The organism is Paenarthrobacter sp. TE3676 (assembly GCF_056279165.1).
In genome coordinates this window covers 195,303-209,321 of sequence record NZ_JBWBQU010000008.1, presented here as the reverse complement: position 1 = coordinate 209,321, position 14,019 = coordinate 195,303, and the positions used below count along the sequence as shown (strand labels likewise).

General features: G+C 62.8%; 12 protein-coding genes. 10 read left to right on the top strand and 2 right to left on the bottom strand.

Going from position 1 to position 14,019, the window contains the following annotated elements:
* Positions 1-174 precede the first annotated feature (174 nt).
* From gatC to ACZ881_RS19050, 4 genes are all read left to right on the top strand, one after another.
* Complete coding sequence (gene gatC, locus ACZ881_RS19065; protein WP_017199363.1) at positions 175-471, top strand: Asp-tRNA(Asn)/Glu-tRNA(Gln) amidotransferase subunit GatC; 297 nt, start codon at positions 175-177, stop codon at positions 469-471.
* Between the two features lie 5 nt (positions 472-476).
* Positions 477-2,030 carry an Asp-tRNA(Asn)/Glu-tRNA(Gln) amidotransferase subunit GatA gene (gene gatA, locus ACZ881_RS19060; RefSeq protein WP_178996480.1) on the top strand — a complete coding sequence of 518 codons (1,554 nt, stop codon included), beginning with the start codon at positions 477-479 and terminating at the stop codon, positions 2,028-2,030.
* Positions 2,030-3,538, top strand: a complete 1,509-nt coding sequence (gene gatB, locus ACZ881_RS19055) for an Asp-tRNA(Asn)/Glu-tRNA(Gln) amidotransferase subunit GatB (RefSeq protein WP_089594286.1) — start codon at positions 2,030-2,032, stop codon at positions 3,536-3,538. Before gatA ends, gatB begins: the two co-directional genes overlap by 1 nt.
* 106 nt (positions 3,539-3,644) lie before the next feature.
* Positions 3,645-4,205, top strand: a complete 561-nt coding sequence (locus tag ACZ881_RS19050; RefSeq protein WP_476117602.1) for a DUF5666 domain-containing protein — start codon at positions 3,645-3,647, stop codon at positions 4,203-4,205.
* Here the strand turns inward: ACZ881_RS19050 and ACZ881_RS19045 are convergent.
* Positions 4,202-5,218 (bottom strand): formylglycine-generating enzyme family protein, encoded by a 1,017-nt coding sequence (locus ACZ881_RS19045; protein ID WP_476117635.1) that lies wholly within the window; start codon positions 5,216-5,218, stop codon positions 4,202-4,204. The two genes, ACZ881_RS19050 and ACZ881_RS19045, sit on opposite strands and share 4 nt — an antisense overlap.
* A gap of 600 nt (positions 5,219-5,818) precedes the next feature.
* On the opposite strand from ACZ881_RS19045, the gene ACZ881_RS19040 reads away from it, so the two are divergent.
* From ACZ881_RS19040 to ACZ881_RS19020, 5 genes are all read left to right on the top strand, one after another.
* Positions 5,819-6,853 carry an ABC transporter permease gene (locus ACZ881_RS19040; RefSeq protein WP_091466297.1) on the top strand — a complete coding sequence of 345 codons (1,035 nt, stop codon included), beginning with the start codon at positions 5,819-5,821 and terminating at the stop codon, positions 6,851-6,853.
* Between the two features lie 42 nt (positions 6,854-6,895).
* Positions 6,896-7,819: a carbohydrate ABC transporter permease gene (locus ACZ881_RS19035; protein ID WP_091466299.1), complete on the top strand. Its 924-nt coding sequence runs from the start codon at positions 6,896-6,898 to the stop codon at positions 7,817-7,819.
* A gap of 68 nt (positions 7,820-7,887) precedes the next feature.
* A complete protein-coding gene (locus ACZ881_RS19030) occupies positions 7,888-9,546 on the top strand; it encodes a type 2 periplasmic-binding domain-containing protein (RefSeq protein ID WP_476117601.1) in 1,659 nt (552 codons plus the stop codon).
* A gap of 55 nt (positions 9,547-9,601) precedes the next feature.
* The gene (locus tag ACZ881_RS19025) at positions 9,602-10,645 is read left to right on the top strand and encodes a LacI family DNA-binding transcriptional regulator (RefSeq protein ID WP_476117600.1); all 1,044 of its coding nucleotides are present in this window, start codon (positions 9,602-9,604) and stop codon (positions 10,643-10,645) included.
* 17 nt (positions 10,646-10,662) lie between these two features.
* Positions 10,663-11,856 (top strand): Gfo/Idh/MocA family protein, encoded by a 1,194-nt coding sequence (locus tag ACZ881_RS19020; protein WP_476117599.1) that lies wholly within the window; start codon positions 10,663-10,665, stop codon positions 11,854-11,856.
* Between the two features lie 56 nt (positions 11,857-11,912).
* Here the strand turns inward: ACZ881_RS19020 and ACZ881_RS19015 are convergent, their stop codons facing one another.
* Positions 11,913-12,848, bottom strand: coding sequence for a LysR family transcriptional regulator (locus tag ACZ881_RS19015; RefSeq protein ID WP_429331629.1), 936 nt, complete (start codon positions 12,846-12,848; stop codon positions 11,913-11,915).
* A 108-nt stretch (positions 12,849-12,956) separates the two neighbouring features.
* Between ACZ881_RS19015 and tdh the strand changes: the two genes are divergently transcribed.
* Positions 12,957-14,003: an L-threonine 3-dehydrogenase gene (gene tdh / locus ACZ881_RS19010; RefSeq protein ID WP_476117598.1), complete on the top strand. Its 1,047-nt coding sequence runs from the start codon at positions 12,957-12,959 to the stop codon at positions 14,001-14,003.
* Positions 14,004-14,019: the final 16 nt, after the last annotated feature.

Below are 14,019 nucleotides of genomic sequence, written 5' to 3'. Positions count from 1 at the left end.
GGGACATCGCGCAGGCTGCGTCTAAGCGAGGAACGAGCGAGCAGCTAAGGGATCGTCCCCGGCAAGCCGCCGTAAGGCGACTAGCCGCCCTGCGCGTCAGCGCATCAGTTCGAAGGCGACCCACAGCCAAGTAGACTGGTTCGGAAAACCATTTGAACTTTGCAGGGGAGATCCATGGCTGCGATCAACCGTGACGACGTCGCGCATCTTGCGCGTCTGGCTCACATTGAAATGAGTGCCGAAGAACTGGACAGGATGGCTGTTGAGCTTGCTGTCATTGTGGATTCGGTGAAGAGCGTGAGCGAAGCTGCGGGGGAGGACGTCCCGGCGACGTCGCACCCGATTCCGTTGACCAATGTGTTCCGCGAGGACGTTGTGGGCCACACGTTCACGGCTGAGCAGGCGTTGTCCGGCGCTCCGGATGCTTACGAGAACCGTTTCAAGGTCCCGGCAATCCTGGATGAGGACTAATCACTATGACTGAGCTGAAGAACGAACTCATCCACCACTCCGCTGCCGATCTCGCTGCGAAGCTGGCCGCCCGTGAGGTGACCGCCGTCGAGGTGACGCAGGCGCATCTTGACCGCATTGCCGACGTCGATGGTCAGGTTAACGCCTTCCTGCACGTCAATACTGAAGAGGCTTTGGCCGTTGCCGCCGAGGTTGACGCTGCCCGCGCCGCCGGTGGTTCCGCTGCAGAGGAGCTGCATGCCCTCGCTGGTGTGCCGATCGCAGTGAAGGACCTTATTGTCACGATCGGCCAGCCCACCACGGCTGGTTCGAAGATCCTTGAGGGCTGGCACAGCCCGTACGACGCTACCGTGGTGAAGAAGCTGCGCGCGGCTAAGATGCCCATCCTGGGTAAGACCAACCTGGACGAATTCGCCATGGGTTCCTCCACGGAGCACTCGGCGTACGGCCCCACCCGCAACCCGTGGGATCTGGACCGGATTCCCGGCGGTTCGGGCGGCGGTTCTGCTGCCGCCGTCGCCGCTTTCGAAGCGCCGCTGGCGCTCGGTACCGATACCGGTGGCTCGATCCGCCAGCCGGGTGCCGTCACCGGAACCGTTGGCGTGAAGCCGACGTACGGTGCTGTTTCCCGTTACGGTGCCATTGCCATGGCGTCGTCGTTGGACCAGATCGGCCCGGTTTCCCGTACGGTCTTGGACTCGGCGCTGCTGCAGGAAGTCATTGGCGGCCACGACCCCTTTGACTCCACGTCGCTGACCGATCCGTTCAACGATCTTGTTGCTGCCGCGCGCGTGGGCAACGTTGCCGGCATGAAGATCGGCATCGTCAAGGAACTCCACGGCGAGGGCTACCAGGCCGGCGTCGAGAACCGTTTCAACGAGTCCCTCCAGCTGCTGAAGGATGCCGGCGCTGAAATCGTCGAGGTTTCCTGCCCCAACCTGAAGTACGCCCTGGGCGCTTACTACCTGATCATGCCGTCCGAGGTGTCCAGCAACCTGGCCAAGTTCGACGGCGTCCGCTTCGGCATGCGCGTGCTGCCCAAGGATGGTCCCATGACCATCGAGCGCGTCATGGGTGCTACCCGTGCTGCCGGCTTCGGCGACGAAGTGAAGCGACGCATCATCCTGGGGACCTACGCGTTGAGCGCCGGCTACTACGACGCTTACTACGGCTCGGCACAGAAGGTCCGGACGCTGATCCAGCGCGACTTCGACGCCGCCTTCGCGAAGGCCGACGTCCTGATCTCCCCGACGGCGCCCACTACGGCGTTCAAGCTGGGGGAGAAGCTGGACGATCCGCTGGCGATGTACCTGAACGACGTCGCCACCATCCCGGCCAACCTTGCTGGTATCCCGGGCCTGTCCCTGCCGGGCGGCCTGGCTGACGAAGACGGCCTGCCCGTCGGCATCCAGCTGCTGGCTCCTGCCCGCCAGGATGCCCGTCTGTACCGTGTGGGTGCTGTCCTCGAATCCATCCTTGAAGAGAAGTGGGGCGGCCCGATGCTTGCGCAGGCGCCTGTTCTTGGTTCTGCCACAACCACCGCCGGAGGTTCCAACTAATGTCCGTCGATGCAACCCTGAGCTTCGAAGAGGCTATGGAGAAGTACGATCCTGTCCTGGGGTTCGAGGTCCACGTGGAGCTCAACACCAAGACCAAGATGTTCTCCTCCGCACCGAACGTCTTTGGCGACGAGCCGAACACCAACGTCAATGAGGTTGACCTGGGCATGCCCGGCGTCCTGCCCGTGGTGAACAAGACGGCCGTGGAGTCCTCCATCAAGATCGGCCTTGCCCTTAACTGCAAGATCGCCGAGTCCTGCCGCTTCGCCCGGAAGAACTACTTCTACCCGGACACCCCCAAGAACTTCCAGACCTCGCAGTACGACGAACCGATTGCCTACGACGGTTACCTCGACATCGAGCTTGAGGACGGCACGGTCTTCCGCGTGGAGATCGAGCGCGCCCACATGGAAGAGGACGCCGGCAAGCTGACCCACATGGGTGGTGCTGCGGGCCGTATCCAGGGTGCCGACTACTCACTGGTGGACTACAACCGTTCCGGTGTACCGCTGGTTGAAATCGTCACCAAGCCGATCGAGGGCGCCGGTAGCCGTGCGCCTGAGCTGGCCAAGGCGTACGTCGCCGCAGTCCGTGAGATCGTGAAGAACCTTGGTGTTTCCGACGCCAAGATGGAACGCGGCAACGTCCGTTGCGACGCCAACGTTTCCCTGCGCCCGCACGGCCGGGAACGGTTCGGCATCCGTTCGGAGACCAAGAACGTGAACTCGCTGCGCGCCGTCGAGCACGCCGTCCGTTACGAGATCCAGCGCCACGCTGCCGTCCTCGATTCCGGCGAGCCGGTCATCCAGGAAACGCGACACTGGCACGAGGACACACGTTCGACGACGTCGGGCCGGCCCAAGTCCGATGCTGACGATTACCGCTACTTCCCGGAGCCGGACCTGGTTCCCGTCGTTGCCTCCCGTGAGTGGGTAGAGGAACTTCGCGCCACCCTTCCCGAGCCGCCGGCCGAGCGCCGCAAGCGCCTCAAGGAAGCTTGGGGCTACTCGGATCTGGAGTTCCGCGACGTTGTGAACGCCGGCGTCATGGACTCCATCGAGGAAACCATCGCAGCAGGTGCGTCCGCGGATGTCGCCCGCAAGTGGTGGATGGGCGAGATCGTGGGCCGCGCCAAGGTTGCCGACGTCGATCCTTCCGAGCTTGGTGTCACACCGCAGGTCATCGTCGAGCTGAACAAGTTGGTTGAAGACGGCAAGATCAACAACAAGATGGCCACCCAGGTCCTGGACGGCGTGCTCGCCGGCGAAGGCACCCCGGCGGAGATTGTCGAGAAGCGCGGCCTCGCGGTTGTGTCCGACGACGGTCCGCTCCTGGAAGCCATCGACGCAGCACTGGCAGCACAGCCTGACGTGGCGGAGAAGATCCGTGGTGGCAAGGTCCAGGCCATTGGCGCGATTGTTGGCGGCGTCATGAAGGCCACCCGTGGCCAGGCCGACGCCGGACGTGTCCGCGAACTCATCCTGGAGAAGCTCGGCGTCGAGGGCTAAGTCCCGCAGTTTGATGCCCAGGTAGCTCGCAGTTGTGGTTGTTTGAAAGCTCAGAACAGCCACAACTGCGAGCTGCTTTTGTGTGGAGAGGGCGCACAATGGATGCATGGCCACTCTCAAACCGGGCCTTCGCAAGGGCCTTCTTGCCGGCGGCATCGCTGTCGCCCTGACCGGCGGCGGGGCCGCCGCTGTGTGGGCGGGCACCCAACCCAGCCCTTCGCCGTCGAGCTCTTCTACTTCTCCCGGCTCTTCCGCATCAGGGAAGGCCAAGTCCACAGAAGGCCGTGGGCAGGCTATCCACGGCGAACACGTGGTGAAGCAGCAGGACGGGAGCTACCGCACCGTCGTGACGCAAGCCGGAACCATCGAATCGGTGAGCGACACCGAAATGACCGTGAAGAGCGAAGACAGCTTCACGCAACGGTATTTGATCACCGCGGATACACGGATCACCCAGGTTCCCACCGACCTTTCCGAGCTCAGGAACGGCAGGGGCAGGCCATCGCTGCCTGCCGCCACCGTTGCCGACCTCAAGGCCGGCGACAAAGTAAGAGTCAGCGGCGCCAAGGACGGCGACGCCGTGACAGCGACAAAGATCGTGTCAGGAGAACTGCCGGCGGGCGTCAAGGGTCACGGACCAAAGCGCGGCCACGGCCCCAAGTTTTAGAGCGCCACAGTCCTGAAGCCCAGGTTGCCACTGGCAGAGTCCGGCGTGTTTGAGCTCCGCGCTGCGAGGCGGTAGCGGTTGCAGTACGAGTCGTGGCAGAGGTAGGAGCCACCGCGCATGACCTTTCCGCGGCCGACGCTGGGCCCTTGCGGGTTCTCCACCGTTCCTTGTGCCAGGCACGTCTTGTAGTACTTGGGCAGGAACCAGTCGCTGCACCACTCCCAGACATTTCCGCTGGTTTGGTACAGCCCGTAGCCGTTGGGGCGGAATGACCTGGCGGGCGCGGTGGTGAGGTAACCGTCGTCGATCGTGTTGCGGGACGGGAATTCCCCTTGCCAAATATTGCAGTTATGAGCGGCTTGGTTGGACGCATCGTTGTGCAGGTCATTGCCCCAGGGGTAGCGCTGCCCGGACAGCCCGCCGCGGGCCGCGTATTCCCACTCGGCTTCCGTGGGCAGCCGGCGGCCGGCCCATTGGCAGTACGCCAAGGCATCGTTGTGCGAAACATGCGTGACGGGATGGTCGGGGATGTCTGTCCAGCTGGAGAGTGGTCCGGCCGGGTGCGCCCAGTCGGCACCACGGACGTTGAGCCACCACGGGACGTTGTTGACCCTGTTGAGGATGTCGCGTGCATCTGCCTTCACGGCAAGGTGGAACACTGCTGACGTTCCGTAGGTTTCCGACTCGGTGCGGTGGCCAGTGGCGTCGACGAACCCGGCGAACTCTTCATTGGTTACGGTGGTGGCGCTGATCCTGAATTTTGAGACGGACACTTCGTGCACAGGCGACTCGCCGTCGTCGCCGTAGCCCTCGTTGAAGGGATCGCCCATGGCGAAGGTTCCCGCGGGAATCTCGACATCGTCGCCTTCGTCTACATGTGAGGCACCGCCGGCGGCGGAAGGTTCGACGGCGGTGCGCGCCTTCGGATGGTCGCCGGCCATTCGAAGGGGGAGTCCCAGCCCCGGCTCGGAGTGCGCCCGGGCGGCGGCGCCGGGGCTACAGCAATCTGCCATCTCAACCTTCTGTCTGATTTCCACCTGTTAGTACTTTAGCGGGGTCCGGTTGCCTGCTACACGCTCCCGCTCAACCCCTCGCGAGCGCGCCCGCTGCTAGGCGTACCCGCTGCTAGGCGCATCCTCGTACGCTTGTGGTGCACCCCTTGCCGCCGTCCGCACCACTCATACGCCTGTGGCGCACCCCTTTCCGCCGGGCGCGCCCGTTCTTACGGAGGCGATCGGCGGGAACGGGTGCGGGCGAGATTCGAACTCAGCCCCTCCCCGCGCACGCCACCACCGTACCCAGGTTGGCGCGCCCCGTTTCCGCACGCGCACCGCTTGCCGCTCGGCGCGCCCGCTTCCGCCTCGCTCACCACCCGTACGCCTGTGGCGCGCCGTTTTCCGCCGGGCGCGCCCGTTCTTACGGGGGCGATCGGCGGGAACGGGTGCGGGCATCGGGCAGCCCCGCACGCGCAGAGTGATGAAAAGTGATTTCTGTGGTCAGTTTCGATCATCATCTTGCAAAAAGCGATGCGAGTCACTTATGGTTTGTTAAACGGTTAACGAGCGTGGTCTAAATCACATTAGTGGTTTCGGCTCAGCACTTGAGGAGACAGCATGAACTCGACGACGGAACAGGCTCCGGCATTGCCCGAAGCTCGCCGAGTCCCGGGTCCGCCAGGCGGAAACGCCTCCGGACCCGGTCATAAGAAGCGGAAGAGGAGCAAGGTCCCGCAGCAGAGTTTCCGATCGCGCCTGCGACGCGACAAGCAGATGCTGCTCATGATGCTCCCGGGTGTGGCCTTCCTATTGCTCTTCTTCTACATACCGATCCTCGGCAACGTCATAGCGTTCCAGGACTACCAGCCCTATCTGGGCATCGGTGACAGCCTGTGGGTCGGCTGGCAGAACTTCGTAGACCTTTTCGGTAATCCGGACTTCGTTCACGCCTTCTGGAACACCTTGTACCTCGCCGCCTGGCAGCTGGTCTTCCTGTTCCCCGTGCCGCTGGTATTGGCGCTGATTGTGGATTCACTGATCAGCACCCGGGTTCGGCGGATCTTCCAAAGCATCGCCTACTTGCCGCATTTCTTGTCCTGGGTGTTGGTGATCGCGTTCTTCCAGCAAATGCTGGGCGGTGCAGGCTTCGTCAACAACCTGCTCCGGGACTGGGGCATGGAGCCAATTCCCTTCATGACCAACCCGGAGACGTTCCCGGTGATGGTGGTGGTCCAGATGATCTGGAAAGACGCCGGCTGGGCCATGATCATCTTCCTCGCTGCGTTGGCCAGCATTGATGCTTCGCTCTACGAAGCTGCAGCGGCTGACGGTGCGGGACGATGGCGCAGGATGTGGCACATCACCCTGCCCGGCCTCAGGCCCGTGATCGTCCTCCTCCTCATCCTTCGCATCGGCGACATTCTTTCCGTCGGATTTGAACAGTTCATCCTGCAGCGGGACGCCGTGGGAGCCGGAGCCGCGGAAGTACTGGACACCTTCACCTACTACACCGGCGTGGTAGGAGGCGGCTGGAGCTCGGGCGCGGCCGCCGGCCTGGCCAAGGGCGTAGTCAGCGCGCTGCTGATCTACGGCGCCAACAAACTTGCCCACCGCTTCGGCGAAGACGGAATCTTCGCAAAACAAGTGCGCTGAAAGCCACGCTGACCCGCGCGCCTGTCGCACAAGGAGAACCCCATGGCAACAACACTTTTCACCAAGAAACCCCGGGAGCTTAGCTACAACCCCAAGCGCCCCGTGTGGAAGGAAAAGCCTTCCGCCCTGTATCAAACGGTCAAAGCGGTAGTCCTGATTGTCTTCAGCTTGTCCATCCTGACGCCCATTCTGCTGGTGGTCTCAACCTCCCTCGCTGACACCGAACAACTCGTGGAGGCCGGCGGGTTCGTGCTCTGGCCCGAACGTCCCACCCTGGAGGCCTACGCCACCATTTTCAAAGGCCCCATGGTGTTGCAATCACTCGGGGTCAGCATGCTGGTCACAGCCGTCGGCACCATCCTGGCGCTGTTCGTGACCATCACCATGGCCTACGCCACCAGCCGTACGGTTCTCTTTGGCCGACCGGTGATCCTCGCAGTCTTGTTCACGCTCCTGTTTGCGCCAGGCCTGATTCCGTCATTCCTGATGATCCGCCAACTCGGTCTGCTGGATTCGTTGTGGTCGCTGATCCTCCCGGGAATCTTCGGGGCCTTCAACTTTGTGGTGATGCGTTCGTTCTTCATGAACATCCCGGGCGAACTGATCGAAAGTGCCAGGATCGACGGCGCCAACGACTGGCAAATCCTGTGGCGAATTGTGATGCCGCTGTCCAAAGCCGTGATCGCCGTCGTCGGACTGTTTTACGCGGTCGGGTTCTGGAACTCGTTCTTCAACGCCCTGCTCTACATCAACGATCACAGCAAGTGGCCCATCCAGTTGCTGCTCCGCAACTTCGTGGTCCAGGGCAGTGGTGCAGCGGACCAGTTGGGAATCACCACCACTCCGCCGCCGCAGTCCATCCAGATGGCCGTCGTGGTGGTGGCACTCGTCCCGATCCTGATGGTCTACCCGTTCCTCCAAAAGCACTTTGCCAAAGGCGTCATCACAGGCGCCGTCAAGGGCTGATACAGCTCCTCAATGACCGAAACTCAAAATCCTCAGAAATGAAGCAAGTAACCAGAAAGGGTTATGCCATGACGAGCACTACCTCTCAGGCTGGATTCAGCCGCCGCGGTTTCCTTGGCCTTGCCGGCCTGGCCGTGACCGCTGCAGGTTTGTCCGCCTGCGGTGGTGGCGGAGCCGCGAGCAACGGAGGCGCCGCTGCCTCCGCGTCGGTCAAGCTGCCAACGTACAAGGAATTCACCGGCGTCACCCCGGACATCGCCGGCAACGCCAAGGGCCTCCAGGCCGGCTACTTCAAACTGCCCACTGCTGTGCAGTCCGTCAAGACGCCGCCGCTCAAGGGCAAGGTCACCGGCCTGACCGAAACCTTCGACACCATGAGCCCGGGCCTGAAGGACAATCCCTTCTGGCAGCGCCTCAATGCCAAGCTCGGCGGCGACCTGGAGCTGCAAATCGCCGAAGACATCGGAGACGGGTACCCGGCCAAGTTCGCCACTGTCCTGGCCAGCAACGATCTTCCGGACATGATGTGGGTTCCGCCGAACCAGGGCATCCCCAACGTCGGTCCGATGCTCGAAGCCAAGTTCCAGGACCTGACGCCGTATCTCTCCGGTGACGCTGTCCTTGAGTACCCCAACCTGGCCGCACTTAAGCCCGATTCCTGGAAGACCGCCGTCGTGAACGGCAAGATTTGGGGAGCTCCCATCCCCAGCACCCCGTTCGGTCAGGTGTACCTTGGCAACCACGATATGTGGGCCCAGGTGGGTGGCTTCGAAGCGGCCAGTGCCGAAGAATTTTTGGAAAAAGCCAAGGAACTGACCCGTCCGGGCGACCAGAAGTACGCGCTGGAACCCGCGTACATCAACGCCCTCCACATGGTCACTGAATGGTTTGGTGCCCCGAACAGCTGGGCCGTCAATAAGGACCGCACCCTCACCCACCTGTACGAAACCGACGAATACATGGCCGGCGTCGAGTTCACCGCCAAGATGTTCGCAGCGGGAGTCTTCTACCCTGACTCCAAAGCGACGGATATCCGGTCGCGCGTCGCCAACGGCAGCGTGGCAGCCCAGGTGGTGGTGGGGCCGCACGACATCCGCAGCTACCGTGCCCTGAACAAAGACGCCCAGTTCGACATCCTGATTCCATTCAGTGCAGACGGCAAGGTCAAGCCCGTCTACGACATGGGCTACGGAACCGTGGGCTTCACCCCGTTCAAGAAGGCTGAAGAGGGCAAGATCCGCGAGCTGCTGGCGCTGATCAACTACCTGTCGGCGCCGTTCGGCACGGTGGAGTATATGCAGAAGAACTTCGGCGAGCTGGGCCAGGACTACACCATCGACGCCGCGGGCAACCCGGCGCGCACCGAAACAGGCACCACCAATGCGCCCGGCCTGGTTTCGGCGTTGAACATCATGTCCAGCCCGGAGAACGTCATCTTCAATCCGGGTTTCGACGACGACACACGATACGTCAGCCAGCAGGAAGAAAAGCTGCTTGAGTTCGCGTGGCGCAACCCCACCAACGGTTCCTACTCGGACACCAACGCCAAGGTGGGCGCCAAGATCACGAAGCAGCTGCGCGACAAGGTAGTGGACATCATTACCGGCCGCGCCAAGATCGACGAACTCAAGGACGCGGTCAAGCGCTGGAAGAGCGAAGGCGGCGACAAGATGCGCGATGAATACCAGGCCGCGTTGGACCCCAACGCGCCGGTATTCAGGAGCTAGCCTCAAACCAACAACGAACCAACACGCAGATACGAAGAACACAGCAGGGGGAACCATGGCAAAAGCGGGCAGCACAGGAGTCAGGCCGACCATCCGCATGGTGGCCGAACTGGCGGGCGTCTCCACGGCCACGGTTTCCTACGTGTTGTCGGGCCGCCGCGGTGATGGCGGACCAGGAGTGTCGGATCCGACGGCGGAAAAGGTCAAGGCCGCTGCGGAGCGGCTTGGCTACCGCCCCAACCAGGCGGCCCGGGCCATCCGGACGGGACGCACGAATACAGTGATCCTGTCATTGACCATGCTGTCCGATCCGTGGTCGTTGTCCGTCATTGAGGCTGTTCAGAAGGCGGCAGTCCCGCAGGGCGTCACACCGATGATCCTGGGCGACGCCGATTGGGTCAAAGTTCTGGGTACTCATAATGCCGATGCTGTGTTCGTGGATGCGGTCCGTCCTGACCAGCGGGACGCCCTGCGCAAGCTCGCCGAGCACGGCACCACGCTGGTGGTCTTTGACGAAGAGGTACAAGCGGACGGCTTCGATGTCATCCGTTCCATCGCCGGACCCGGCTGCCGCATGGCCGTGGAGCATCTGCTCCACGGCCACCGGAGGGTTGCCTGCCTGACCCCGGCAACGGCAGCGGGCACCTCTGGCGGGACCAGGTACCGGGCCTACTCGGATGCCTTGGCCGCGGCGAAGATCCAGGAACGGGACGACTACGTGGGCCTGTTCGACGGCACCAGCGCGGGGGCGTACGCGGCGGCAACGCGACTGTTGAGCCTGCCGGACCGTCCCACCGCCATCTATGCCACCACGGACTACGCAGCAGTAAGTGCCATCAACGCAGCCCAGCGCCTGGGCCTCGCCGTGGGCACCGACGTGGACATCATCGGTGTGGGCAACACCGTGGAGGGCGAACGGATGTCACCGTCACTGAGCACCGTGGGCCCTGTTGACTTCTTCGACAAACTCGCCCGTCTGCTCCTACGGCGGGCAACAGGTCACCCCGCGCCGGAGTCACCCGGCGTCCTCGACTTCCCCTGGCACTTGTTCGTGCGAGAATCGGCGCCGCACCGCAGCGCTGCAACCAAGCTTTACTAGGAATCAGCAGAAGGAAATTGCACATTATGGAAAAGGATTTGAAGGTCGGCATCGTGGGTTTCGGCCTGCGTTCAGGGCTGTGGAAGCACGCCCACAAGCCGGGCCAAGGCTCCGAGGTCACTGTTGTTTGTGACCTCAGTGAACGTGGCCGGGCAGACGCCGCTGAACGCATCCCGTCGGCCCGCGTCACAGGGGATCTTGAGGAGCTGCTGAGCAGCGGGATCGACGCCGTCCTGGTCCTGACCCCCGATAACCAGCACGCCGCCGTCGCTGTCCGAACGCTCAAGGCGGGTATCCCCACCTTCTGTGAAAAGCCACTGGACATCACAGTGGAGGCTGCGGACCTGATCCTGAAGACGGCCTACGAGTCCGGGACGCGTTTGTACGTGGGCCACAACATGCGCCACATGCCCGTGGTGGTCCAGATGCGCCAACTGATCGAGGACGGCAGGATCGGCGACGTCAAAGCTGTCTGGTGCCGCCACTTTGTGGGGCACGGGGGAGATTACTACTTCAAGGACTGGCACGCCCAGCGCGCCAACGTCACGTCCCTTCTCCTCCAAAAAGGTGCCCACGACATCGACGTGATCCACTGGCTGGCCGGCGGATACACCAAGCGGGTTGCCGCCGTCGGAGATCTTGCGGTCTACGGCGACGTGGCCAACCGCAGCAACAACGCCGGCAAGCGCATGGGGGACTGGTTCTCCATGGACAACTGGCCTCCCACCGAGCAGAAGGACCTGGCGGAAGTGATCGACGTCGAGGACATTTCCATGATGAATATGGTGCTGGATAACGGCGTCCTGGCCAGCTACCAGCAGTGCCACTTCACGCCGGACTACTGGCGGAACTACACCGTCATCGGCACCAAGGGCCGGATCGAGAACCTTGGCGATGGACCGGGGGAAACCATCAACGTGTGGACCAGCCGGACGTCCGGCTATGCGGCGCCGGACGAGGTCATCACCATTCAGGACGGCGAGGGTGGCCACGGCGGTGCCGATCCCCGGTTGATCGAGGAATTCCTGCGCTTTGCCTCCGACGGCGGCCAGACCCAGACAAGCCCGATTGCAGCGCGACAGGCTGTAGTGGCCGGCATCCTCGCGGCAGAATCCCTACGCGGTGACGGCTCGGCCCGCGAGGTACCGGAGCTGCCGGCCGAACTGGTGGAGTATTTCGACGCCGGCCAGCCCGCCCTGGTCCGCGACTGAGCAAGTAGGTCGCAGATGAGGCCGTTCTCAGCACTCATAACGGCATGTGCTGCTACCTAGTTGGGCGAGCGGGGGCTCGATAGTTCGACAAGCTCGGTCATGACGGTTTGAAGTGACTCGCAAACCGTCATGACCGATTTTCGCTTCAGTGTCTCCGGCCGGGCCAGGATGTCGATCTTGCGAACGGAATTCACTCCCGACAGCGGACGCAGCAGCACTCCGGCGTCCAACACACGGCGTGCCGTGAACCGCGGCAACAGCCCGATCGCGCCACCGGCAGACACCAGCGCGGCCACCGTCGAATAGTCGTTAATGCGGTGCAGCACCTCGGCCGGTCGTCCGCTAACTGCAACGACGGCGGCAAGGACGTCTGCAGGGGAGTAGCCGTCGCGGCTGGTCACCCAGGATTCACCCACGACGTCGGACGGCTCCAGTTCGCGCCGGGATGCCAGCGGGTGATCCGCGGGGAGCGCAACGTCCAGAGGCTCATCGGCGAGTGGAATCACCGCTACCTTGTCTTCCGGCCAGGACGGGCTGTTGTCCATGCGGTGAGCCAAAACGAGGTCGTACCGTGCGGCCAACCCCGGGAAATCCTCCTGGGCCACATCCTCATCGGACAGGCGCAGGCGAGGCGACTTCCCGCCGTCGGACGCCAACAGTGCCGCCAAAGGCGCAAACAGCGCCTGCCCCGCGCTGTGAAAAGCGCTGACGCTCACCGGCGCGTCCGGAGCGTCGTGATAGGCGCCGATCGCGGCCCGCGCGTCTGCCATGGCGTTCACGACGGCGGCACCCGCCTCTGCCAGGACGCGGCCTGCATCCGTGAGCACCAGAGCCCGGCCTTCTTTGCGCGTCAACGGCACGTCCACAGATTTCTGTAGCAGTGCGAGCTGTTGTGAAACTGCCGACGGAGTCACCATCAAAGTCTCAGCGACAGCCTTCACGCTTCCCAGGTCTCCGAGTTCGCGAAGCATCTGCAACTGATGAATTTCCATTAGCAAATACTAAATCGTTGATTGAGAAGATTCTAGTTGTGCTAAATCATGCGCCGGGGCTCTAATGGATTCAGCAGCAGTGAAGCAGCCCCGGCAGTGAGGAATTCCATGAAGGCTCTCTACAAATCCGGACCCCACGCAGGGTTCGAACTCGTCGATCGTCCAGAGCCCCAAGCGGGCCCCAGCGACGTCAAGATCCGTGTGATGACCACCGGTATCTGCGGCACCGACCTCCACATCCAGAGCTGGGACGCCTGGGCGCAGGGCATCATCGAAACGCCTCTCATAGCCGGCCACGAGTTCTATGGCGAAGTAGTGGAAATCGGTGAGGATGTCCGTGACGTCAAGGTAGGGGACAAGGTCTCCGGCGAAGGCCACGTGGTGTGCGGAATCTGCCGCAACTGCCGTGCTGGACGTCGCCAAATGTGCATCCACACCGTCTCCGTCGGCGTGCAGCGCGACGGTGCCTTTGCTGAATACGTCGTCATCCCGGAAACCAATGTCTGGGTCCACCACGACGAGTCAGTTACCCCTGAACTTGGCGCCATCTTCGACCCCTTCGGCAATGCCGTCCACACCGCACTGAGCTTCCCGCTGGTCGGCGAAGACGTGCTCATCACCGGTGCCGGGCCCATCGGACTGATGGCCATCGCCGTCGCCCGCCACGCAGGTGCCCGCAAGATCGCGATTACGGACGTGTCCGCACCGCGCCTGGAGCTGGCCCGCCAGATGGGCGTGGACCTTGCAGTCGACGTTTCAAAGATGCGCGTTCGCGAAGCGCAGCAGGAACTGGGCATGCGCGAAGGCTTCGACATCGGACTGGAAATGTCGGGACACCCCACGGCACTGCCTGAGATGATCGACAACATGAACCACGGCGGCCGCATCGCCATGCTTGGCCTACCCAGCCAGTCCATCGACATTGATTGGGGCAAAGTAGTGACCCACATGCTCACGCTTAAGGGCATCTACGGCCGTGAAATGTTCGAGACCTGGTACGCCATGAGCGCCATGCTGTCCTCCAACCCCGTGCTGCACCGCAGCATCTCCGCCGTCGTCACAGACAAACTGTCCGCAGCCGACTGGGAAAAGGGCTTCGAAATTGCCCGCAACGGAACCGGCGGCAAAGTGGTCCTCGACTGGACCGAACTGTAACCGGAACGCACTGCCA